Raw genomic sequence first — 21,522 nt, 5'->3', positions numbered from 1 at the left:
GGCTGCCGTCAGCGAAGCGGGCCCTCGCAGGTGTAGTCGGCGGTGCCGGTGCGGCTATCCGTCTTGATGGTGACCGCTCCGAAGTAGCAGTTCATGTCGGCCGGGTTGTTCGCGGTCTTCGTGGTGCGGACGAGTATCAGGTGGTCGACCGCGTGGGACATGTCCTTGAAGACCTGGTCGCGGTTGCCGGAGTTGGTGAGTTCGGCCGCGATTCGGCCGGTGCAGATGAAGCGGGGTCTGTTCTTCCAGCCGCCGTTGCCCCGGCACACCGGTGTCAGCCGCGTGGCCTTCATGAAGGCGGAACGCACCTGCGCGGCGCTCGCGTACTTCAGCGAGCCGATGGGCGTGAACGTGGTGGTGGGCACCCAGAGCTTGGCCACCTGGGCGATCTGCCGGTCGAGGAAGGCGTTGTACTCCTTCTGCAGAGCGGCGTCGGCGCCCCGTCTGGTCCGCCAGGCATCGAAGCCGGACGGGCTGTCGGCGCGCTCGTAGCCATTGCCGGTACGGCCAGTGCGGCGGACAGGGCTGCGGCCAGGGCGAGTTGGGCGGAGCGCTTGGCCATGGTCACTCCACAGTGGCGGTGAAGGGCGAAGAGCTCTGCGATGCGACCGGTAACACAGTAATGTGAAATTTCACTGACCAGGGGTCAGGAACCAGCAGTGCGCGCTGGGATGCCTCAGCGGCTGACGGACCTCAGAGACGGACGCCGGACGCCGCCTTCTTCCCCGCCCTTCGCCCACAGCGAGCGAACGTGCCCGATATGGCGGGCCATGCAGGCCTCGGCTCCCTCGACGTCACCGGCGGCCACCAGGTCCAGCAGTTCCAGGTGCTCTTCGGCCGAGGTCACCAGTTCACCGCGTTCGTCCAGCCGTGTCAGCCCGTAGAGGCGGGAGCGCTTGCGCAGATCGTCCACCGACTCGACCAACCGGGCGTTTCCGGCCAGCGACAGCAGGCCGAGGTGGAACCGCCGGTCGGCATCCAGGTAGCCGATGAGGTCGTGCGCCCGGGCGGAGGTGACGATCTCCTCCGCGACCGGGCGCAGTTCGCGCAGCCGCTCGGGGTCGGCGCTCCTGGCGACGAGGCCGACGGTTGGCACCTCGATGAGGGCGCGGATCTCGGTGTACTGGTCGAGATCGCTCTCCGTCATCTCGGTGATGCGGAAGCCCTTGTTGCGTACCGGCTCGACCAGTCCCTCGCGCGCCAGGTCAAGCATGGCCTCCCGGACGGGCGTTGCCGAGACGCCGAAGTCGGCGGCGAGCGCGGGAGCCGAGTAGACCACCCCTGGGCGGAGTTCACCGGCGATGAGCGCGGCGTGCAGGGCATCGGCGACCTTGTCGCGCAGCCGTTCCTGAACGGTGGTCAAGCTGCGCTTGAGGTGGCTCATCGGCGGTCCTCGGTCCTCTATGGGCCTACGGGACCCCAGCGTACAATGTCACGTTGCTCCGCGAGGAGGCTCAGGGGCCGATGCACTGGGTGCTCAACTCGAAGTCGGCGAAGTAGGCGTGCTCGTCCTGGCCCGGCCCCCAGCATGTCGCCGGTGGCGGTGCAGAATCCGATCCAGCCAGCCGTTAGGAAAGTTTCCTAACTCGATTTGGGACTGTAGGCCTTGACCATGTCCCGGTCAATGCTGCGGACGGAGTACCCCGGATTCCTTCCGCGGTGCGACGCGTGGACGGGGACCAGGAGCGAGGGTTGCTCGCGGGGCGGACAGCCGGGCGGGGCACAATGCTGCGCGTGCCGCCCCGGCCGCCACCGCCAACGGCCGGGCGGCGGTGGCCTCCATCAAGGACCAGGCCCTCACCACCAGGACACGCGGTTTGGATCACGCAGTGACGAACGACGAGACAGAGCTGATCGACGGCCCGCGCGGATCCGCCGACGAGGCGCCGCCCCGCTCCGCCGCCCCCTCCCGGCTGGCGCGGTGGACCCGGCGCATAGCCCTGACCTGTGCCGGGCTACTGGTCGCGGTGACCCTGGCGTCGTTCGCGTACAACGCCGCCACGGCCGAGCGGGCCGCACCGCCTTCTGGGCTCAGCTACGTGCAGGCGGCCGACGTCCGCACCCGCTACCAGGCATGGGGGAACACCGGTAGCCCGATCGTCCTGGTGCACGGCGCCTTCGAATCGGTCGACACCTGGTCGCGGCTCGCCCCGCTGCTCGCCCGCCACCACCGGGTGTACGCCCTCGACCTCACCGGCGACGGCTACAGCCAACGGCGCGGCCCGTACACGGTCGACCACCTCACCCGACAACTCCTCGGCTTCCTGGACGCGATGCATCTGGGCGGTCCGGGCCGTCGTCCGCTGCTGGTGGGCCACTCCAGCGGGGCCGCCATGGTGGCGAAGGCAGCGTTGCGCGCGCCCGGACGCATCGGCGGGTTGATGCTCCTCGACGGCGACGCCCTCGACACCGGCGCCGGATCGCCGCCCGCGTTCCGTTACGTGTTGCTCGATCCGTACCGCACCAGCCTGCTGCGGCTCGGACTCAGCTCCGACTCGCTGATCCGCGGGCTGTACAACTCGCGGTGCGGGCCCGGGTGCCCGGCGCTGGACAGCAGGGGCGTGGACGTATGGCGGCGGCCCTACCAGGTGTCCGGCGCCGAAGGGGGCCTGTGGAGCATGCTCGGCGACGGCGTACCCGGCCTGCCCGCTGACCAGTTGGCCCGGCTGCGCGATGTGCACCTGCCCAAGGCAGTGGTCTTCGGCGCGCAGGACGACGTCTTCAGCCGTCAGACACCGGCCCAGACCGCCGTACGCATCGGCGCTCCGGCACCCACCATCATCCCCGGGGGCCGCCACCTCACCATGATCTCCGACCCCGCCGCGGTCGCAGCCTCGGTGGAGACACTCGCGGCCACCCCCGCGGCGCGCTGAGCCCTCTCGCGCCAGTGCTGGCAATTCGGAACCTTGTGCGCATACCAGTGAGTAGATATCGTTCGCTGACAATTAGCTGCTGGAGATCCTGGTCCCAGTGCGCGAGGAGCCCCCGGCCCACACCACCCCCACCGCTCCTCGTCCCCCGGCGTAATCCGTAAACAGCCTCGCCAATGAGGTGATCAACCAGGGAGCGCAACATGGCACGTTCCACTCCGCACCCGGATTCGTCCCCCTACCCGCACGAGCGACCGCCCGCGAACTGGCCGGGCTCGGTGCGCCCGCCGGGCTCACCGGGGTTTGAGCAGTCGGCCAAGAACTGGCTGTTCGACCTTGCTCCGGCACGCTGGTGGCACGAGGAGTCGCTGCACCGCCACCCGGTGGAGCTGGCGTCGATGGTACGACTGTGGCTGGAAGCGGATGTCCACGCCATGCAGACGGGACTGCGCGGCCTGACCGAGTCGCTGTCGATCCGCGAGGCCGCCTCGGAGCTGTACACCCACGAGCGGGACTGGGCGCGAGCGATGCTGGAGCAGGTCAAGCTGGTCGAGGAATGCCTGCGCAGCACCCTGAAGCAGGCCAGGAAGCGGCCCATGGCGCATCGCACGAAGCACATCCCGCTCCCTCGGCCGCGACCGGCCGCAGGCTGACCGCACCGCTCGGGGCCGACCCGCACGGCGCGGCGGTCGAGGGCGCCGAAGATCCGCCGCGCCGCCCCGGCCTCAGCCGACGCCGGTCTGGAACGGGGCGCAGTTGGCCGCGGAGCGTCCTCCATGGCTGCCGAGGAACGTCAGCAGGTCGCAGACGGACTGCCCGAGCACCTGGTCGTGGTCGAGGCCCGGATAGGTGCGCTCGACGACCGCGGGCGAACCGAGCGACCGCAGGTTGTGGACCACGGCCGAGGTCCACTGCGGCGGTACGTCCTGGTCGGCCCCGCCTTGGATGACCAGCACCGGACCGTGGATCGCGGTGCGGTCAGGGTCACCGTACGCACCCATCTCGCTGCCCACCCGGCGGAGCTGTTCGCCGCTCAGCGGCAGGGTCTGCTCGGTGGTGACATCGCTCAGCGTCGTGTACCCCGCCTTGAGGCACTGGGCCAGCACCCGTGCGGCGGTCCTGGCGGCCGAAGCCCCGAGCAGCGAGCGGAGGTTGACCGACGGATCCGTGGCGCTCAACCCGGCCAGCGAGTACAGGGCGAAGGACAGCTCGGAGGACTGGTGTGAGGCGATGACGCCGGGCAGCATGGATTCGAGGTGGCTGGCCGGTGCGATGGCGACCGTGCCGCCGAGGTGCAGACCGGCCGACCGGTGCGCCGCGTTGGCGGCGAAGAGGGCGGCCTGGCCGCCTTGTGAGTGCCCGACGGCGAACCATGTCGGCGCCAGCGTCGGCGCCAACTGGCGTGCGGCGGTGACGATGTCGACGACGGCGTTGCCTTCGTCGGCGCCGACCAGATAGGTGTGCATACCGGGTGTGCCGAGCCCCGGGTAGTCCGACGCGGCGACCGCGTAGCCGGCCCGTACGAAGGCGCGCAGCTCCTGGGCGTATTCGTTGAAGCCCAGGTTCGGTGTCTGCGACGGCGCACAGCTGTCCGCGACGCCGGTGGTGCCGTGCCCCCAGGACACCACCGGCCAGCCGCCGGGCGGCGGGGTGCCCTGCGGGACGAGCACGGTGCCGCTCACCGGGACGTCCGCGTGATGGGCGTTGACCGAGTGGTACAGCACCGTCCAGCGGCGCGCGGAGCCGACAAGGCGGTCCGGCCCGTGGTCAGTGGCGGCGATCAGCGCGCCGGGGGCGCCGGGCGGCAACGGCCGCGGAACCTGGTAGGTGTGGTCGGTGACCCGCACGTCCGGGGTCGCGGCGCTGGGGTGTCCGGAGGATCTCGTGGCGCCCGGGGCGGGTGTGGAGGCGCCGGAGGAACAGCCGCCCGCGGCCACGGCGAGGGCCGCCGCGGTGCCTACGGCGACCAGGGCCTTCGTGGCACGCCGGGGGCGTGGGGGCCCGCTCGCGATGGTGGTGCGGGCGACGGCTTGGCAGCGGCTCCGGTTCCTCACGGCATTTGCCCTTTCTTCTGATGATTCGGCTTGCCATCACCGTGCCGTCAGCCCCACCACGGGGCGGCGCGCACCGCCGCCTCGACCTGGAATTCCAGTCCTGGGAGGCACAGCGGGGTGCAGCACCTGGAGCATGCGGTTCGCCCTCGGTGGGAAGCCCCGCCCGACGCCGGACTCGTCGCATGGACCACGTTGCGCGGAGAAGACGTTCTAGGAACTGTCGCCCTCGGTGCGGTCCTCAGGGCGTGACAGCCGGTACATCTCGCCCGGATCGAGCTGCGCCATCACTTCGGAGAACTGCGTGTACAGCCGGGTGATCTGTTCGTGCGTCTTGTTGCGCTGGGTGATGGTCGCCGAGATCAGCAGGGCGGTCAGGGCCACCGCGCCGTTGAACGCCTGGACGGTGACCATGTTGTGGAACAGATCGTGATGGGCGAACGGACCCACCCAGCTGGCGGCCGCGGAGATCGCGATCGTCGAGATGGCCAAGGCGCACGGGGCGGCGCCCGCCCGCTGGAAGCGGAACGCGGCCCACAGCACGATCGGGAAGGCCAGGAAGAGCAGCGACGAGGTTCGGGTCGCAACGAACGCGACCAGTGGCGTGGCCACCACCAGCAGCAACGCCTCCACCCAGCGGGACAGCGGGACGCCGCGCGGCCACCGGGCCCTGCGCAGCACGAGCAGCACCGGCGTGACCACCAGCACCCCCATCGCGTCGCCCGTCCACCACACCGACCACGTCGGCCAGAAGCCACGGGCGGGCAGGACACCCGCGAGCGCCAGCACACCGCTGCCCACGGTGGCACTGACCATCATCCCGAGCAGCGCGCCGAGGAAGACGAGCGCGAGGGCGTCTTGCAGCCGGTCCACTTCGGCGCGGAACCCGGCACGCCGCAGCAGCAGATACGAGCAGACCGGGGCCAACGTGTTCCCCGCGACGATCCCCAGGACCGCTGGCGCCGACGGCCCGATCGCGACATTGACCAGAAAGGCGCCCAGCGCGATCCCCGGCCAGATCCGCAGGCCGAACAGGAGCAGCGCGGCCAACGCGATACCGGTCGGCGGCCACAGCGGCGTGACCTGGCCGCGCACCTGCTGTGCGATCAGCCCCAGCTCGCCACCGCCGTAGTAGACGGCGGCCAGGGCAAGGATCCGCAGGGCATCGGCGCGATACCGCCGGATCCCTTCGCCTGGCACCACGGTGCTCACCCGACGACCGTTTCTCTACCGCGCGCGGTAACGCCGTGGCGGATGTGGGGAGCGGCGCTGCGTCGGGTCCGATCGGGCGCGGTGCGCGCCCCGGGAGCCCTGCCGAGCCGGGCGAGGGCGTGCGGCAGACCTCCCTCGCTGTCCGGCGGGATGGTGCGGCGTCGGCTCATGACCGCTCCGAGGAGTTCCGATTCGCCCCCGCTGCCACTTTAGACCCGCTGTTCAGCCCGCCGTGGTCAGCGTCCGCACGGACCGTTACGGGCGGTAGGTGCCCGATGAGGGGAGCGGCCGGAGGCTCGCCCCCAGCACGCTGGACGCGGATGGCCACAACTCTCCCCCGGATCCGAGCCGTTGCGTCCCGCCCGGCGACGGATGACCTCGCGCACCAGGTCGTTCAGCCGCGCTTACCGTGCAACGCGGCGCGCGGCTGCCGGATCAGCAGACTGGCCTGCACCACCTCGTCGGTCGCGGCGGCATAGGTGTGCGGCACGTCCGCGTGCCAGGAGACGTGCTCCCCCACGGGCACGAGTACCTCCGCGTCCTGCGGCCCCACCCGCGCGACTCCGGCTACGACCGTCAAGTGCTCCACCACGCCCGGCGGATGCGCGGGCGAGTGCTGCACCCGACCGGGCTCGATCGTCAGCCAGTAGAGCTCGGTGGTGGCCGCTTCGTCGTCGAAGACCTCCAGCAGCCTCGCGGTCACCGCCGCCCCACGCACCTCACGGATCGCGGCCACAGCACGTCCCGATCCGGCCGTCTCGCCCTCGGCCGTCAGCAAGGAGGCCAGCGGGACGCCCAGTTGCCCGGTGATGGCGTAGAGCGTCTCCAGCGTCGGGTTGCGCGTGCCCGACTCCAGTCCGGACAGGGTCGCCTTACCGATGCCCGCGCAGCGCGCCAGCTCCGAGAGGCTGAGCCCGCGTTCCTGTCGAAGCCGCTGGATCCGTCGACCCGTCTCGACCGCGGATTGCGCGGTCCACGCCTGAACCATGGCATTCAGTATCCCGGCCGGGATAGTGTTCCGTATATGGAACAGCAGCTTCGCGCCGAGGCCCGCAGGCGCAACGGCTCCACACCCGATGCCCGCGCCGGTTCGACCGGCGATCCGGCCCGCGGCCTCACGCAACCGCTGACCGCCGGAGTCGTCACCGCCGTCGTCGGCTTCTCCGGTGCCTTCGCGGTGGTCATCTCGGGGCTACGCGCGGTCGGCGCGGACCAGCGCCAGGCCGTCTCCGGGCTCCTGGCGCTCTGTACGGCGATGGGACTACTGGGCATCGGACTCTCGATCCGCTACCGGCAGCCGATCAGCATCGCCTGGTCGACTCCGGGAGCCGCGCTTCTGGTCTCCACCGGCCGCCAACCCGGCGGTTACTCCTGTGCGGTCGGCGCCTTCGTCATCGCCGGAATCCTGCTTGCCACCACCGGCCTTTGGCGTCGGCTCGGCCGCTGGGTGACCGGCATTCCGGCACCGCTGGCATCCGCCATGCTGGCCGGAGTGCTGCTGCCGGTGTGTCTCACACCGGTGCAGGCCGCCGTGCGGCTGCCTTCCCTCTCCCTGCCAGCCATCGCCACCTGGGCACTGCTCACCCCCTTCGCCCGCCGCTGGGCCACGCCTGCCGCATTTGTCGTCGCGCTCGGCAGCCTCGCCGTTCTGCGCCATCCCCATCTGGGCTCGTTCGAGCAGCTCTTGCCCACCCCGACGCTGACCCCTGCGGCCTTCAGTGTCGGCGCGGTGATCGGCATCGCCCTACCGCTCTACGTGGTCACGATGGCCGCCCAGAACGTTCCTGGGATCGCGGTCCTCAACCAGTTCGGCTACCGACCGCCCACCCGGCCCATCCTGGTCAGCACCGGCACGACCAGCGCGCTGTGCGCACCCTTCGGCGGTTTCGCGCTCAATCTGGCAGCGATCAGTGCGGCGCTCGCGGCCGGGCCGGACGCGGGCCCCGACCCGAAGCGCCGCTGGATAGCCTCCGCCACGGCAGGCGCGACCTATCTGGGGCTGGGACTCACCGCGGGTGTGTCCACCGCGCTCCTCACCGCCGCACCTCCGCTGCTCATCGAGGCGGTCGCGGGCCTCGCCCTGCTCGGCACGCTGGGCTCCGCCCTGGCTGCCGCGGTCGCCGATTCGGAGGCCCGCGAAGCCTCCATGATCGCCTTCGCCGTCACCGCGTCGGGCATCACCGTGCTGGGTATCGGCGCCGCCTTCTGGGGCCTCCTCGCCGGGCTCGCCTTCCACTCGCTGCCCCGGACTCACCGCGCCGCCGCACGACCTCGCGCCTGACACCCGCCGCCGGCCCGCATCATTGACATGTGACCAATTGGTCACCTATTTTCGAGGGGTGGACGCGGTATTCAAGGCGCTCGCCGACCCGACGCGACGCAGCCTGCTCGACGAGCTCTTCCGTGAGGACGGGCAGACGCTCAGCGCGCTTGAGGCACGGTTCGACATCACCCGCTTCGCGGTGATGAAGCACCTCAAGCAGCTTGAGGAGGCAGGGCTGGTGGTAACGCGGCGGCAAGGCCGGCAGAAGCTGCACTTCCTCAACCCCGTCCCCATCCGGCTCGTCCACGACCGGTGGGTGAGCAAGTACGCGGAGCCCTGGGCCGCCGCGCTGAGCGGCCTCAAGAGCCGACTGGAGAGTCCGATGCAGAAGATCTTCGAGATCTACATCCGCACCACCCCGGAGCGCCTCTGGGAGGCGATCACCGACCCCGAGATCAGGAGCAAGTACAACTTCGGCGCCCGGGTGACCTCGGACTGGACACCGGGCTCACGGTTCGAGATGGGTGCCCCGGGCGCCCCGGGGCCGCTCGGCGAGGGCGAGAACCTGGAGGTCGACCCGCCGCGCCGACTCGTGCAGACCATGACCGCGCTGTGGAGCGACGAGGTGAAGAGCGAGGGAGCGTCGCGGATCACCTGGGAGATCGAACCCATCGGCGACTCCTGCCGGCTGACCGTCACCCACGACCAGCTGCGCGAGGGCGCCAACGAAGAGCTCTACGGCGGCTGGCCGATGATCCTCTCCGGTCTGAAGACCTGGCTTGAGACGGGCGAACTGCTCACCACGCCGGGCTCGCTCCGCTACTGCTGATCCGGCCCCACGGCACGGCCGCGCCCGGCAGGTCCGCGCGGGTCAGACGGTCGCCGTCCACCACCAGGACGTCATCGCCCCCTACACCTGTGATCAGGCGGTCGCCGGTACCGAGGGAATCCTCGACGGCATCGAGCAGTACCTCAACACGGTCACCGGCACGCGGCACCGACCTCGGCCTACGCCCTTGCGGCCGCAGCCGGCGGACGGTCGGCCGGTGGCCTGTTGAGCGGATCTTCGCCACCCCCCTGCCAGGGCGAGCGGCCGTCCCCCTAGGCTCTGGCGCCATGGCTCGAACCCGTCTCTACCGCAATGGCACCCTCGCACTGGAAGACTTCCCGGTCGAGGACATATCCGAATACATCACCGATCCCGACGCGGCGGTGTGGCTCGATCTGTGCGCCCCCGGGCCCGCCGACTTCGCGATGATCAGCGAGGAGTTCGGGCTGCACGAACTGGCGGTGGAGGACGCACGCCACGACCACCAGCGCCCCAAACTCGACCACTACCGCACCCACGCCTTCGTGAGCGCCTACTCGGTCAGCACCGACCCCGACAGCGGGCTGCTCACCACCCACGAGATCTCGGTCTTCGTCACCAAGACGGCGCTGATCACCATCCGCAACGACGACAGCTTCGACATCGAACAGGTCGTGGCCCGCTGGGACAACAACCCCGACCTGGCCAAACACGGTGTCGGCTTCCTGCTGTACGGGCTGCTCGACGTCATCGTCGACGGGCACTTCGCAGCGGTGCAGACCCTCGACGACCGTATCGAGGAGGTCGAGGACCTCCTCTTCGAGGACAGCCGCGCGCAGATCGACTCCGTCCAACGCCGTTCCTACGAGCTGCGCAAGAGCCTGACCAGACTGCGCCGGGTCGTCATCCCCATGCGGGAAGTGGTCAACAGCCTGCTGCGCCGCGATCTGCACATCGTCAACGAACCGCTGATGCCCTATTACCAGGACGTCTACGACCACGTGCTGCGGGCCACCGAATGGACCGAATCCCTGCGCGACATGGTCACCTCCATCATGGAGACGAACCTCACCGTCCAGGGCAACCGCATGAACCTCATCATGAAGAAGGTGACCAGCTGGGCGTCGATCATCGCCGTGCCCACCGCGGTGACCGGTTTCTACGGGCAGAACGTCCCCTATCCGGGATTCAGCACCGAATGGGGTTTCGTGGAATCCACCGCGGCCATCGTGATCCTCTCCGCCATCCTGTACGTCAGCTTCAAGCGCAAGGACTGGATCTGACCGTCAGCGGAATCAACTGACGGCCTGACCATCGCGCCGCCCCGGAATTGATTACCGTCGGCGATAACATCTGCGCGTCATGTGACATCGAATTCACTCCGCTCAACGACGCGCAGGAGAAGCACCATGACCGTGAAATCCGACACGACGACGGCGCAGCACGTGGTCGACGCCCTGGCAGCAGACGAACTGTCAACTCTGCTGGCGCACGTCGCCGACCCGGAACAGCGCCTCGCCCTGTATCAGGAGTACCACCCCAAGACGGTCAATCTCGCCACCGCGGAGAACGTCCTGCTCTACGACTCCCTCAAGGAGAAGGTGTTCAAGCAGCTGGGCGTTCTCCCGGAGAACGGGATCAGATACACCAGAGCGTACGGAACCGACCAACTGCGCCAGGAGACGGCGCGGATGCTCAGCCGTGCCTTCCACGTCGACGTCGACTGGCGCGATGTCTTCGGGACCGCGGGCGTGTCCGGCGCCCTGGAATGCCTGGCCTTCGCGCTGAAGGAGGGCGGCGCCCTCAAGTCAGGCGACGGCGTACTGCTGCCCGCGCCGTTCTGGCAGGGCTTCAAGTGGTGCTTCCAGCAACGTCCTGGCCTGGTCTGCGTCCCCGCCCCGGTCTCACCCGAGGGCGACCCGCCGTTCACACTGACCCTGAAGAACCTCCAGGACGCCTACGCCGCACAGCCCGTCCCGCCGAAACTGCTGGTCCTCACCAATCCGCACAACCCGCTCGGCGTCAACTACGACAAAGCGCTGCTGGAATCGATCTACTCGTGGGCGCTGGAACGCGACCCGCAGATGCACATCATCTCGGACGAGATGTACGCGCATTCCCAAATCGCGGGCGCCACCCCTTCGTTCACCAGTGCGCTCGCATTGGACGCCTACAAGAAACCGGGCAACAGCGACCGGATCCACGTCGTGTGGGGTTTCGCGAAGGACTTCGGCCTCTCCGGATTCCGCGCGGGAGTGGTGATCTCCCGCTCGCCCGTGGTCCATGAGGCCATGGGCGGCACCAGTAGCCGGGAAACCCTCTCCTGGTTCAGCCCGTTCGACTCCCTCAAGCACTTCGTGATCGGCAAACTGTTGGAGAGCCGCGGCCATGACAGCGAGCCGTACACCGCGACACTGATGAAGGAGTACGGCAAGACGCTCACCGCGAACTTCGCCGGCGTCCGCGCAGCGCTCCAGGAGGCGGGCCTTCCGTATGTGTACCGGGAGAAGGCCAATCCGGCGCAGTTCTTCCTGCTCGATCTGCGGAACTACCTGCCGTATTTCAACCAGCCGCCGGTGGATCTGCTCGACTGCCTGCGGGAGCGATTCCCCGAACCGCGGCGTTTCCACGACTGCCTTCCGGAGTCGGAGCGCCGCCGACTTCCGATCGTCTTCCGGGACATCCCGCCCGCCGAGGAACTGCTGCGGTGGTACATCGCCGAGCGGACCGGCGTACAGCTGCTCCCCGGCACGACCCTGTCCTGCCCTGAGCCCGGCTACTTCCGTCTGTGCTTCACGGCCTACGCCCGCGAGACGGTCACCAAGGCCGTCAAGCTGATCGGCGAGGCTCTGGGGCAACTCCTCTCCCACGCACCGAAGATCGGTTGGCAGCCGACCGCCGACGCGACCGTCTGACGCGGGCGGCGAGCCCACCGAGGAACGGAGGGCTCGCCGTCTCCCGCTTCCGGTCAGCCGAGCCGGCTCACAGGTCGGGCATCTTGCCGAGCAGCCAGCGCACGCTGTTGTCCCCGCCGAGCTGCGGGAAGTAGGTCATCGCCTTGTCGCACAGCTCGATGAGGTGCTTGCGCTTCCCGGTTTTCGGCAGCTTGTGGTACTCGAAGGTCGGCGCGGCGTTGTACTGCACAGCCAGGTCGCCCACCGTGGTGCGGGTGGCGACCATCATGTCCGCCACGGTCACCAGCACGCCCTGCATCGCCGACATGAAGGTGCGCTCCAGTCCGTAGCGCTTGCTGTGCTTGCCGGGCTCCACGTCCTTCCACGGGGTGTGGTACATGACGTCCAGCATGTGCAGCACATAGCAGTACATCGCGTTGAACAGGGTGTTGACGGCCTTCACCGCGGCGTCGCCGTCGTACATCTTGGCGCACGGGTCGGTGGGCAGCGCCCACACCGGGCCCAACGGCTCGACGCCGTCCGCGATGCGCTTGAACTTGGTGTAGTGCGGCAGCTCGTCCAGGCCCGGGATGGGCTTGAGCGGATCGATCGGCACCGAGGGCTTGTCGGGGTCGATGCCCTCCCCCTGCTCCACGATGATCTTCAGGGCGTCCTTGGCGGTCTTCAGGTTGTGGACCAGCACCGGTGCACCGCCGCCGTCCTTGTTCCAGTACGCGGCCACGTACTGCAACTCCGGGCGGTTGTGCCGCCACAGCGCGGGCCCCATCTTCTTGTCGAGGGCGGCGAGCCCCTTGCCGACCGCCTTGTAGAACTCGCCGATGGTGGCGTACTGACCGGGAGGCGGCGGCCCTTCGCCCTTCCTGGGCTTGGGCCGCTCGAACTCCATGAACACGTCCCGCACCAACTTCTTGTCACAGGGCCCCAGATGCAGGATCAGCTCGGGGTGGCGGTGCAGCATGGGCGACGGGTACTTCGGCATGAAGTCCTTCGAGTAGAAGGCGATCTCGTCGGAGCCGAGCGCCACCAGCAGGTTGCGGACCAGGCACAGGTGCAGCATCTCCTCGACCACGATGCTGCGAATCAGCCGGAACGCCCCCATCCCGGGGTCCCACTGCGAGTAGCCGCGGGAACCGATCGAGAACGACGCGTAGAGATACATGGGGATGGTGGACATCTCCAGGTACGCGGCCTGTTTGAGATGGTTGATCAGCTGGCTGACATCGCTGATCTCGGTGGTTGGATCGACCGGCGAGCTGAGGACGATCGGTGGCAGGCTGATCTCGGTGGTGGTGGGGGATGCCATGGTTTCTCCTTGCAGACAGGGCTGGTTGAAATCGCTCCTCACCGGTCCTACGCCGAGGCCGGTACGGCGAACGGCTGAGCGCGAGCCAGTCCGCGCGCCCAGCCGTTCGCCGCCCACCCGCGGAGCCGGTTCACGGCGTCGGCGGTGTCCATCCCCGCCTCGACGGCCGCCACGCGGACAGCGGCGCCCCCGAGCAGCGCCGCCAGGAACTGGTAGGAGTCGGACGCGATCTCGGTCGCGGTGACCACGTAGTCCCGGCGCGAGACGGCGAGCCATACCGGCCGCGGGGCGGGCGGTTCCGGTCGACGGCCCCGGCGGACCGCGGCGAGGTACGTGTGGACCGGCGCGCACAGTCGCAGCACCCGAAGACAAGGCGCCAACAGCACGCGCCGGCCGAGCAGTTCCGGTGCCGACTCCAACGGACCGGTCCACGTCGGTATCCCCGTGCCCTCGGTGCCAGGACCGTCGTAGACCTCGGCGAACACCCGCTCGTAGCGGGCCAGGTCGATCATCACGTCGATCCAGGTCTCGCGCAGGCGCACCGGCTGTTCCCGGTCCGGCCGACCTGCCGCGAGATGGCCGGCGAACCGCTCGTCCAGCCGTTGCAGCGTGTACGAGCCGGACGGGCAGGCGTCCAGGTAGTCCAGGGCGAAGTCGTCGAACAACTCCGGGCCCAGCAGGGCGCGCAGCCCCGGGTGCAGTCCGCGCATCGCCTGCAGCAGCCGCAGCCGGTAGCCGCGCCGGTAGACCCCGAGGCGCTGTGCGGCGCCGAGCCGCGAAGAGGCGGTCAGCATGTCCTCGACCGGCTGCGACGGCGGGTGCTGTGCGAGGACCGCGTGCTGGAGCCAGCGCTGCGCCTCGGCGAGCGCGGGCGGGCTAGCCACAGCGCACCGGCATCGCCACCGGGACCGCGGTGCGGCTCTCGGCCCGCGCTTCGGCGTCGGACACGGCGGTGTACCGGCGCGCCTTGTCCAACTCCGCGAGCAGTTCAGGGAATTGCGGGATGTGGTCGTCCCATTCCAGCAGTGTGGGAACCGGCCCGGTCAGGCTGGTGGCAAGTTCGTACAGCCGCCACACGGGCTCGGCGACCGGCTGGTCATGGGTGTCCACGATATGCGTGCCCATGTCGGAGTGACCGGCGAGATGGATCTGCACCACCCGGTCGTGCGGTAGCGCCCGCACGTACTCCTCGGGGTCGAAGTCATGGTTGAACGCCGAGACGTAGACGTTGTTGACGTCCAGCAGCAGTCCACAGCCGGACTCGGTGGCCAGCCGTGCGAGGAACTCCCACTCGGACATGGCCGCGCCGGAGAAGGCCGCGTAGGTGCTGGGGTTCTCCAGGACCAGCGGGCGTTCCAGTACGTCCTGGACCACCTTGACCCTGCGGACCACATGGGCCAGCGACTCCTCGGTGAACGGGACCGGCAGCAGGTCATGGGTGTTGAGCCCGGCCACCCCGGTCCAGCACACATGGTCGGAGACCCAGCGCGCCCTGGTGGCGTCCGCCAGGCGGCGCAGCCGGTCGAGATAGCCGAAGTCCAGCGGGTCGGTACTGCCCACCGACAGGGAAACGCCGTGCATGACGATCGGGTAGCGCTCGGCGATGCGGTCGAGCGCATGGCGCGGATAGCCGCCGGAGTCCATGAAGTTCTCGGAGATGATCTCGAACCACTCCACCTCGGGCCAGTGGCTCAGCACATGGGCGAAGTGCGGGGAGCGCAGTCCGACGCCGAGGCCGAGGTCCGCTGCCGGGACCGGCCGTGATCGGGCGGCGGGCGGGTGGTGGCCGCTGCTCACTGGGCGGTGCCGCTCATGAGCCGGAGGAGTGCGGGGTGCCGCGCTTCTTCTCGTAGCTGGGGACCAGGTCGTCCGGGTAGCCCTCGCCGGGGGCGGGCCCGAACGCGATGCCCGACTCGAACATCCGGTGCTCGAAGATCTGGCGCGCCCGCTTCCACACACTGGTGCCGCGGTAGGGCCCGGCGGCGTGCACCCGGCTCTCGTTGATCGGGCTGGCGCAGCTGCCGTTCCAACGGCACGTCTGGTCGCCCGGTTTGGCCTGCTCCGCGTCGGAGCCGCTGTATCCGCAGCCGCCTTGGCCCCGGCACTCGTTGGCGCCGTGGCAGATGTGCCAGACCGTGGCGCACTCTCCCATCCCGGCCATCAGACCGGTGCCGCCGTGCCCATGTCCCTTGCACGCGTTCAGGCCCATGCAGACGTGCAGATCGACCTCCGCCTGCAGGTTCTTCGCCTCGATGCGGGTGGGGCCGGCCTCATGTGCTTCCTGGCGGTTCCCGGTTCCGATCTCACCCCCGGCGATGAGCACCGGAATGTCCTCCAGATTGGCCAACTGCCCGTCAAACTGCCCATCGTGTTGCCCGTTGTGCTGCCGCTTCGAGCCCATGACCAACCTCCTCCTCGGCCCCCGGTACCCGTACGAGAAGTTTCCGTTGACATATTCCGAATAAACCGACCATAAGAGTTTTGATTGCCGACGGGTACGCACGCTTCCTGTCGCGGATCATCTACTGGGAGCAGTTCGACGAGGTCGAAGCGGCTGGACGCTGAAGGCCGAGGCGTGGGGCCGCGGCTATGCGACGGAGGCCGCTCGGGCGTGCCTTGACTGGGGCTTCGCGACGTTGGGCGTCGACTACTTCACTGCGATGATCCATCCGGGCAACACCGCGTCGGTACGCGTCGCGCAACGACTGGGGTTCTCCTTGCTGCGCGAGGACGTTCTGTGGGGCAAGCCGGTCACGGTGTACGCGCTTCGCCAGGCGGAGCAGTCCGGAGTCGGGCCGCCCGGCCGCTTGTGGGGCGGACGGGTGAACGTCGGTATCCGCGTGCCCCCTGTGGGGATTTCACCAGACACCCGGAGCTCCAGGCCGGGTGTCTCCGGATCCCGTCAAGGAAGGTGTCACCGATGCGCCGTACGGCCGCTGTCACTCTGGGAGCCGTTGCGCTCCTGGGCACGCTCACCCTGCCCGCCCAGGCCACCGTGGTCGCCGCCCGCGGAACCGGCGCGGCCAGAATGCCGAACGTCACGGGCAAGGGCCTGGTCGTCGCCGAGCAGGCGCTCCCCCACGGGGTGCGGGCCAAGCTGGTCGACGCCCGCGGCGCCGGGCGCCACGTGTTCTGGCCGGCGAACTGGAAGGTCTGCTCGCAAAGTCCCGCGCCGGGTAGGTCGCTCGAATCCGGGCGGGTGGAACTGCGGGTCGTCAAGAAGCAGGAGCAGTGCTCCTGATGCCATCGGCACCGTCAGCCAGACCACTGAGGTGACGGCGGGGCGTGCGACCTCAGGGTGTCAACACCGGGGCAGCAGCCCGGCTGGAGGTGGCCCCGGCCGGGAACGGGATCGTCTCCTGCCAGATCCTGCTGGACGGTGTCCGGGCGGTCGCCGAAGGGAGGTCTCCCGGCCCGGGGAAGCCGGCGATCTGCCAGTCGACCACCAGCAGCACGCCGGAGAAGTGGCCGACCCCCAGCGGACCGGCGGCGCCGGGGGTCCCTCGGCAGCCGGGACCGTCAGGTTCGGGCGGGCGGCTGCGCCCTGGCGTGCGGGCCCGCGTCCCGGTACCAGGATGGTTCCGGAGAAGCGGGAGTACGCGTGACGAAGGCCAACGCAGCCGCGAACGGAAGCGCCACCGGAAACGGCCATCTCCATCGGGCGGTCGGGTTCTGGGGCCTGATGTTCATCTCGCTGGGGTCGATCATCGGCTCCGGATGGCTGCTGGGCGCGCTCACCACCGCCGTCATCGCCGGTCCGGCGTCGCTGCTGTCCTGGGTACTGGCATCGGTGATGCTCGGTGTACTGGCGCTGGCCCACGCGGAGCTGGGTGCCGCGTACCCGATCGCCGGGGGCACCGCCCGGTTCCCGTTCTTCGCCTTTGGTCCGCTGGTCGGCTTCACCGCGGGCTGGGTGTCCTGGCTGCGGTCGGTCATGATCTCGCCGATCGAGGTCGAGGCAACCCTCTCCTACTCCGACCGCATCGGCTGGGTCCACGACCAGGTCCACATCCTGCACCCGAACGGCACCCTCACCCCCGCCGGCCTGGTGATCGCGAGCTGCTTCATGCTGCTGTTCACGGTCATCAACATCCTCGGCGTACGGCTGCTGTCCTCGACCAACTCGGTCACCGTCGTCGTGAAGACCGCCGTGCCGGTGCTGACCGCGGCGGTCCTGATGTCACTGGCCTTCCACGGCTCGAACTTCACCGCGGGCGGCGGCTTCGCCCCGCAGGGAGCACACGGCGTCTTCGCGGCGCTGCCCGCCGGTGTGGTGTTCGCCTTCCTCGGCTTCGAGCAGGCGATCCAGCTGGCCGGGGAGGCACGCGATCCGCAACGGGACGTCTCCCGGGCGGTGATCGTGGCCATGGCGATCGGCACCGCGGTGTACCTCCTGCTACAGATCGCCTTCATCGGCGCCCTGGAACCCTCGGCGCTGACGCACGGCTGGGCCAGCCCGGTCGGCAAGGGCAACTTCGGGCCGTACGCCACATTGGCGACCGCCCTCGGGGCCGCCTGGCTGGCGACCGTCCTCTACGTCGACGCGGTCATCTCCCCGGCGGGCACCGGCCTGGTCTACATGGCCGGTGCGGCCCGGCTTTCCTATGCCATGGGTCGGCAGCGGGTGCTGCCCGGACCGGTCGCCGAGGTGGGCCGCCGCGGGGTACCGGTCGTCTCGGTCCTGCTCGCCTTCGTCGTCGGCGAACTGGCCTTCCTGCCGTTCCCCAGCTGGCAGGCCCTGGTCAGTGTGGTCACCTCGGCGGCGGCGATCATGTACGCCTTCGCACCGGTGGCGCTGCACGCCCTCAGGGTGCGGGACCGCGGGCGACCACGGCCGTACCGGCTGCCCGCCTGGTCGGTACTGGCTCCGGCGGGGTTCGTCTGCGCCAACCTGATCTTCTACTGGTCCGGGTACGAGGCCGACTGGAAGCTCGCGGTCACCGTGGTGCTCGGGCTGGCCGTCCTCGCGCTCACCCGTCGCGGGATTCCGCCGGGCGACCGGGGGCTGCTGCGCTGGCGGTCCGCCGCCTGGGTGTGGCCCTGGCTCGGCGGCCTGGTCGCCATCTGCCGCTTCGGCCGCTACGGCGGCACCCATGCTCTTCCCAACTGGTGGGACCTGCTGATCGTGATCGCCTTCAGCCTGGCCGTGCACTACACCGCCGTACGGCTGGCGATGGCGCCCGAGGCGGTGGACGCGGCGGTGCGGGGAGAGGCGACGGGCGAGCCGGTACCGCCCGGCGGGCGTCGCGAACACGGTTGACGGGGCGGCGAAGTGACCCCGTGTGGCCGGGCGGCTGAGGCGTCAGTCGCCCTCCAGGATTTCGCGCCGTTCGGTGCCGCAGGTGGCGCACTCCATGAGCGCGGCACGGATATACACCACCTGATGGCCTTCGGCATCGGTCTTCACGGCGAATTCCGGCTCGCTCCAGCGCACCTTCTCCGGGTCCGTCTCGCCGCAGTTCCGACACGGCCACCAGTCCATAGATTCAGCCATAGTGCGCCTCCGGGGGTCGCCCTCGGCCCCCCAAGTCCCAACCCAAGGCTACGCCGCCGTGATCCTTTAGTTGAATTACCGGCACTCCCCGTAGCCGCCGCCAAGGGGTGAATCTCCGCCGCACCCCTTGACTTCGAACAAATCTCTTGACTCTGGGCAAATAGGGAGGAAGATAGCAATACACCAGAAAACCAGAGAGAGCCGCACCACCGACAGAGACGTCTGTCGGTCAGAGTGACCCCCTGCTTGGCTCTGGTTAGGCCTCCGGCCAGTACGTGCCGGTTTCGGAGTTGGCAGCGACGACTGAGACTCACGGGACCGATACGAAACACCGGAGGCTGTCGTATGCCCACGCGCGCGTTCAACGCTTCGGCCAGTGCCAGGGGGGCTCGTCGAGCGGTCCTTGGCCGACGATGTGCGTCTGGCCGAAATCCTTGGTCAGCTCGATGGTCCTGACCTCCGGCGCATGATCGACGGCAAGGCGCTCCACCGCGGTGATCAGCGGCCGGGAGTGCGAGACCACGATGATCTGGGAGTGGTCCGCGGCCATGGCGATGAGCTGGGCCAGCGGGGCCAGCAGATCGGGGTGCAGGCTGGTCTCGGGCTCGTTGAGCACCAGCAGTTCCGGCGGCCGCGGGGTGAGCAGCGCGGCGACGAGCAGCAGATAGCGCAGGGTCCCGTCGGACAGCTCCGCGGCGCCGAGTGGACGCAACAGCCCCGGCTGCCGCAACTGCAGGTCGAGACGCCCCGCGTGGTCGGCCACGGTGAGCTGGCTGCCGGGAAAGGCCAGGTCGATCGCCGCGGCCAGCGCACCGCTGTCCCCGATCTCCCGGATGGTCTGCAGCGCGGCCGCCAGGTCCGCGCCGTCATGGCTGAGCACCGGAGTGCGGGTACCGACATGGCTGCCGCGCGCCGGGGCGGCGGCGTCGGTACGGAAGTGGTCGTAGAAACGCCAGGAGCGGATGCGCTCGCGGAGCCTGAGGACCTCGGGGGCGTGCCTCGGGTCGGCGAACTCGCTGAGCATGCTGTCGTAGGGGCGGATGGAGTGCGTCTGGTGGGACCAGGTGCCGTCGGTGTCGCGGATGCGGACGGCGCCCTTGTGTCGGTCCGCGAGCAGCGACGCGGGACGCAGGACCGGCCCACTCCAAACGGATTCGCGCTTGATGTCCGGATCCGAGCCGAACATCGTCTGCGCGGCGAGCGGGGGAAGGCCCAGATCGATGGCGTAACCGAAGTCGTCGCGGCCACCGGCGAAGCCCAACCGCAGGTTGACCGGCTCGGATCGGGCCGTGCCCTGGACTGGATGGAGACCCTCGCGGACGGCCCGGCCGATCTTCTCCGGACCGGCCCAGAGGGTGGACGTCAGCCCTCCCTCGCGAGCGAGCGCCGCCACAGCACCGTTCCGTGCGGCATCGGCGAGCAGCCGGAGCGCCCGGTAGAGGCTGGACTTGCCACTGCCGTTGGCGCCGGTCACCACGTTGAGCGGCCCCAGTGGGACGACGAGGTGCCGCAGCGAACGGTAGTTCTCGACCGCGAGCGTCGTCATCATGGACCGACTCTAACCATCGCTCACACCGGCGCACGCACCCGCCCGTCGAGCCTTGCCTCGGCCGCGTGCGTCACGGGCTAGACCGCGAGCTCGGAGCCGGCCACCGTCGCCTCCGTACGACCCGGCTTGCCGACCGCGCTCCACCGACCGCCGTTCTCCTGGTGGATCACCGCCGCGAGCACGAGCAGATAGCCCAGGTCGAGTACGAAGCAGGCCACCGAGCAGTACGTCAGGAGCCCGCCCCGGTAGCGCTGGGCGGGATCGTGCCGGAGGTACCAGGAGACGGAGGCGGCGGCCGTACCGGCGAGCTTGGTGGCCGCGATGCCCAGCGACTGCCCGCGGCTGCTGCCACGAGCGGCCAGCATCGCCAGGAACAACCCGGACATCGCCACGTTGGAGCCGAAGGCGGTGAACACGCCCTGCCCCGTGTCCAGTTGGGTGGACGCCAGATCCATCCCGGCGTACGCCAGCGCCAGCAGCCCCGCGAAGGCCGGGTAGAAGACGCGCGGCGTGAGGTACGGGAACTCCCGGGGCCCGTGACGCAGCACCGTGTAGACCAGACCGCAGTCGAGGAGGAACCACGTGATGTTGATGGCGTTCTGGAACCCGCCCGGCGGGCGGACGAAGGCGAACTGGAACTCCCAGGAGATGTTCGTCGCCAGCGCAACGACCGGCATCGCGAACGTGCGGTCGCGAACGCCCGCCCGGATCGCGAGGACGTATGTCGCGGTCCAGCACAGACCGCACAGCACAGAGAAGGCCATCTCCACCGCTACTCCCGGATGCGCGCCCCTGCCCGAACCGACCGGCGTGGTCCGAGTGTAGGGGCGCCCTGCGGCAGCGGGCAGAGGGCGCACCGGCCTGCGCACGGTCCCGGCCGGCCGGGACCGGACTACCCGGGTGGATCACCGCGTCGACTCGCGGGCGCATGGCAAGTGCCCTCCCGCTGGGACCGCGCAGACCTTCGGCAGGTCCAGCGGCCCTCGCAGGGAGGGCACTTCACTCATCCACTCGTCACCCGGCCACTGGCGGCAGGATGCCGCCAGTGGCCGGAACG

21 protein-coding genes and 1 pseudogene are annotated in these 21,522 nt (G+C 69.5%); 9 read left to right on the top strand and 13 right to left on the bottom strand.

Annotated features, from left to right (window positions below; translation table 11 throughout):
• Nucleotides 1–8: 8 nt before the first annotated feature.
• On the bottom strand, nt 9–380 hold the full coding sequence (locus P2L57_RS04610; RefSeq protein WP_275808568.1) for a hypothetical protein: 372 nt from the start codon (nt 378–380) through the stop codon (nt 9–11).
• Nucleotides 381–676: 296 nt separating this feature from the next.
• Nucleotides 677–1,384 carry a GntR family transcriptional regulator gene (locus P2L57_RS04605; RefSeq protein WP_275808566.1) on the bottom strand — a complete coding sequence of 236 codons (708 nt, stop codon included), beginning with the start codon at nt 1,382–1,384 and terminating at the stop codon, nt 677–679.
• A gap of 445 nt (nt 1,385–1,829) precedes the next feature.
• Here P2L57_RS04605 and P2L57_RS04600 point away from each other — a divergent pair, with 445 nt between their 5' ends.
• Both P2L57_RS04600 and P2L57_RS04595 read left to right on the top strand, forming a co-directional pair.
• Complete coding sequence (locus P2L57_RS04600; protein ID WP_275808563.1) at nt 1,830–2,873, top strand: alpha/beta fold hydrolase; 1,044 nt, start codon at nt 1,830–1,832, stop codon at nt 2,871–2,873.
• A gap of 200 nt (nt 2,874–3,073) precedes the next feature.
• The gene (locus P2L57_RS04595; protein WP_275808560.1) at nt 3,074–3,523 is read left to right on the top strand and encodes a hypothetical protein; all 450 of its coding nucleotides are present in this window, start codon (nt 3,074–3,076) and stop codon (nt 3,521–3,523) included.
• A gap of 72 nt (nt 3,524–3,595) precedes the next feature.
• On the opposite strand, the gene P2L57_RS04590 is transcribed toward P2L57_RS04595, so the two are convergent.
• The 3 genes from P2L57_RS04590 to P2L57_RS04580 form a co-directional block, all read right to left on the bottom strand.
• Entirely contained in the window at nt 3,596–4,924 is a 1,329-nt protein-coding gene (locus tag P2L57_RS04590; RefSeq protein ID WP_275808557.1) for an alpha/beta hydrolase family protein, read from the bottom strand.
• A 210-nt stretch (nt 4,925–5,134) separates the two neighbouring features.
• On the bottom strand, nt 5,135–6,133 hold the full coding sequence (locus P2L57_RS04585; RefSeq protein ID WP_372515604.1) for an MASE1 domain-containing protein: 999 nt from the start codon (nt 6,131–6,133) through the stop codon (nt 5,135–5,137).
• A gap of 394 nt (nt 6,134–6,527) precedes the next feature.
• A complete protein-coding gene (locus P2L57_RS04580) occupies nt 6,528–7,121 on the bottom strand; it encodes a helix-turn-helix domain-containing protein (protein WP_275808554.1) in 594 nt (197 codons plus the stop codon).
• A gap of 36 nt (nt 7,122–7,157) precedes the next feature.
• Between P2L57_RS04580 and P2L57_RS04575 the strand changes: the two genes are divergently transcribed.
• Both P2L57_RS04575 and P2L57_RS04570 read left to right on the top strand, forming a co-directional pair.
• On the top strand, nt 7,158–8,414 hold the full coding sequence (locus P2L57_RS04575) for a benzoate/H(+) symporter BenE family transporter (protein ID WP_275808552.1): 1,257 nt from the start codon (nt 7,158–7,160) through the stop codon (nt 8,412–8,414).
• Between the two features lie 58 nt (nt 8,415–8,472).
• Nucleotides 8,473–9,225: an ArsR/SmtB family transcription factor gene (locus P2L57_RS04570; RefSeq protein WP_275808549.1), complete on the top strand. Its 753-nt coding sequence runs from the start codon at nt 8,473–8,475 to the stop codon at nt 9,223–9,225.
• Here the strand turns inward: P2L57_RS04570 and P2L57_RS04565 are convergent.
• Nucleotides 9,194–9,394: a hypothetical protein gene (locus tag P2L57_RS04565; RefSeq protein WP_275808546.1), complete on the bottom strand. Its 201-nt coding sequence runs from the start codon at nt 9,392–9,394 to the stop codon at nt 9,194–9,196. The genes P2L57_RS04570 and P2L57_RS04565 overlap by 32 nt on opposite strands.
• Before the next feature lie 118 nt (nt 9,395–9,512).
• On the opposite strand from P2L57_RS04565, the gene P2L57_RS04560 reads away from it, so the two are divergent.
• Both P2L57_RS04560 and P2L57_RS04555 read left to right on the top strand, forming a co-directional pair.
• Nucleotides 9,513–10,487, top strand: a complete 975-nt coding sequence (locus P2L57_RS04560; protein WP_275808543.1) for a magnesium transporter CorA family protein — start codon at nt 9,513–9,515, stop codon at nt 10,485–10,487.
• A gap of 126 nt (nt 10,488–10,613) precedes the next feature.
• Entirely contained in the window at nt 10,614–12,119 is a 1,506-nt protein-coding gene (locus tag P2L57_RS04555; protein WP_275808540.1) for a pyridoxal phosphate-dependent aminotransferase, read from the top strand.
• 67 nt (nt 12,120–12,186) lie between these two features.
• On the opposite strand, the gene P2L57_RS04550 is transcribed toward P2L57_RS04555, so the two are convergent.
• The 4 genes from P2L57_RS04550 to P2L57_RS04535 are packed head-to-tail and all read right to left on the bottom strand — an operon-like array spanning nt 12,187 to nt 15,823.
• The gene (locus tag P2L57_RS04550) at nt 12,187–13,422 is read right to left on the bottom strand and encodes a ferritin-like domain-containing protein (RefSeq protein WP_275808537.1); all 1,236 of its coding nucleotides are present in this window, start codon (nt 13,420–13,422) and stop codon (nt 12,187–12,189) included.
• Between the two features lie 47 nt (nt 13,423–13,469).
• Nucleotides 13,470–14,306, bottom strand: coding sequence for an HvfC/BufC family peptide modification chaperone (locus P2L57_RS04545; protein ID WP_275808534.1), 837 nt, complete (start codon nt 14,304–14,306; stop codon nt 13,470–13,472).
• Complete coding sequence (bufB, locus tag P2L57_RS04540) at nt 14,299–15,219, bottom strand: MNIO family bufferin maturase (protein WP_275808531.1); 921 nt, start codon at nt 15,217–15,219, stop codon at nt 14,299–14,301. Before bufB ends, P2L57_RS04545 begins: the two co-directional genes overlap by 8 nt.
• A 13-nt stretch (nt 15,220–15,232) precedes the next feature.
• On the bottom strand, nt 15,233–15,823 hold the full coding sequence (locus tag P2L57_RS04535; protein WP_275808528.1) for a hypothetical protein: 591 nt from the start codon (nt 15,821–15,823) through the stop codon (nt 15,233–15,235).
• 124 nt (nt 15,824–15,947) lie between these two features.
• On the opposite strand from P2L57_RS04535, the pseudogene P2L57_RS04530 reads away from it, so the two are divergent.
• The 3 genes and pseudogenes from P2L57_RS04530 to P2L57_RS04520 form a co-directional block, all read left to right on the top strand.
• Nucleotides 15,948–16,076: pseudogene (locus tag P2L57_RS04530) on the top strand (GNAT family N-acetyltransferase); the annotation flags it as partial.
• 266 nt (nt 16,077–16,342) lie between these two features.
• The gene (locus tag P2L57_RS04525; RefSeq protein WP_275808526.1) at nt 16,343–16,663 is read left to right on the top strand and encodes a PASTA domain-containing protein; all 321 of its coding nucleotides are present in this window, start codon (nt 16,343–16,345) and stop codon (nt 16,661–16,663) included.
• Between the two features lie 360 nt (nt 16,664–17,023).
• Nucleotides 17,024–18,682, top strand: coding sequence for an APC family permease (locus P2L57_RS04520; protein WP_275808524.1), 1,659 nt, complete (start codon nt 17,024–17,026; stop codon nt 18,680–18,682).
• A gap of 42 nt (nt 18,683–18,724) precedes the next feature.
• Here P2L57_RS04520 and P2L57_RS04515 read toward each other — a convergent pair whose 3' ends face one another.
• The 3 genes from P2L57_RS04515 to P2L57_RS04505 all read right to left on the bottom strand — a co-directional run bounded on the left by P2L57_RS04515 (nt 18,725) and on the right by P2L57_RS04505 (nt 21,229).
• Nucleotides 18,725–18,904, bottom strand: a complete 180-nt coding sequence (locus tag P2L57_RS04515) for a hypothetical protein (protein ID WP_275808521.1) — start codon at nt 18,902–18,904, stop codon at nt 18,725–18,727.
• Between the two features lie 373 nt (nt 18,905–19,277).
• Complete coding sequence (locus P2L57_RS04510) at nt 19,278–20,465, bottom strand: AAA family ATPase (protein WP_275808519.1); 1,188 nt, start codon at nt 20,463–20,465, stop codon at nt 19,278–19,280.
• A gap of 77 nt (nt 20,466–20,542) precedes the next feature.
• Nucleotides 20,543–21,229, bottom strand: coding sequence for a transmembrane-type terpene cyclase (locus P2L57_RS04505; protein WP_275808516.1), 687 nt, complete (start codon nt 21,227–21,229; stop codon nt 20,543–20,545).
• Nucleotides 21,230–21,522 lie beyond the last annotated feature (293 nt).

Source organism: Streptantibioticus ferralitis (assembly GCF_029223525.1).
In the GTDB taxonomy this organism is placed as follows: domain Bacteria; phylum Actinomycetota; class Actinomycetes; order Streptomycetales; family Streptomycetaceae; genus Streptantibioticus_A; species Streptantibioticus_A ferralitis.
Note: the sequence above shows the minus strand (reverse complement) of the source record. Positions and strands in the feature narration are given on the sequence as shown.

What these genes read in the sequence shown, in the direction of transcription:
- P2L57_RS04580 (WP_275808554.1), bottom strand. Translation starts at nt 7,121, where the DNA reads ATGGTTCAGGCGTGGACCGCGCAATCCGCGGTCGAGACGGGTCGACGG.
- P2L57_RS04525 (WP_275808526.1), top strand. Translation starts at nt 16,343, where the DNA reads ATGCGCCGTACGGCCGCTGTCACTCTGGGAGCCGTTGCGCTCCTGGGC.
- P2L57_RS04550 (WP_275808537.1), bottom strand. Translation starts at nt 13,422, where the DNA reads ATGGCATCCCCCACCACCACCGAGATCAGCCTGCCACCGATCGTCCTC.
- P2L57_RS04605 (WP_275808566.1), bottom strand. Translation starts at nt 1,384, where the DNA reads ATGAGCCACCTCAAGCGCAGCTTGACCACCGTTCAGGAACGGCTGCGC.
- P2L57_RS04560 (WP_275808543.1), top strand. Translation starts at nt 9,513, where the DNA reads ATGGCTCGAACCCGTCTCTACCGCAATGGCACCCTCGCACTGGAAGAC.
- P2L57_RS04505 (WP_275808516.1), bottom strand. Translation starts at nt 21,229, where the DNA reads ATGGCCTTCTCTGTGCTGTGCGGTCTGTGCTGGACCGCGACATACGTC.
- P2L57_RS04595 (WP_275808560.1), top strand. Translation starts at nt 3,074, where the DNA reads ATGGCACGTTCCACTCCGCACCCGGATTCGTCCCCCTACCCGCACGAG.
- P2L57_RS04515 (WP_275808521.1), bottom strand. Translation starts at nt 18,904, where the DNA reads ATGGACTGGTGGCCGTGTCGGAACTGCGGCGAGACGGACCCGGAGAAG.
- P2L57_RS04555 (WP_275808540.1), top strand. Translation starts at nt 10,614, where the DNA reads ATGACCGTGAAATCCGACACGACGACGGCGCAGCACGTGGTCGACGCC.
- P2L57_RS04535 (WP_275808528.1), bottom strand. Translation starts at nt 15,823, where the DNA reads ATGGGCTCGAAGCGGCAGCACAACGGGCAACACGATGGGCAGTTTGAC.
- P2L57_RS04510 (WP_275808519.1), bottom strand. Translation starts at nt 20,465, where the DNA reads ATGATGACGACGCTCGCGGTCGAGAACTACCGTTCGCTGCGGCACCTC.
- P2L57_RS04575 (WP_275808552.1), top strand. Translation starts at nt 7,158, where the DNA reads ATGGAACAGCAGCTTCGCGCCGAGGCCCGCAGGCGCAACGGCTCCACA.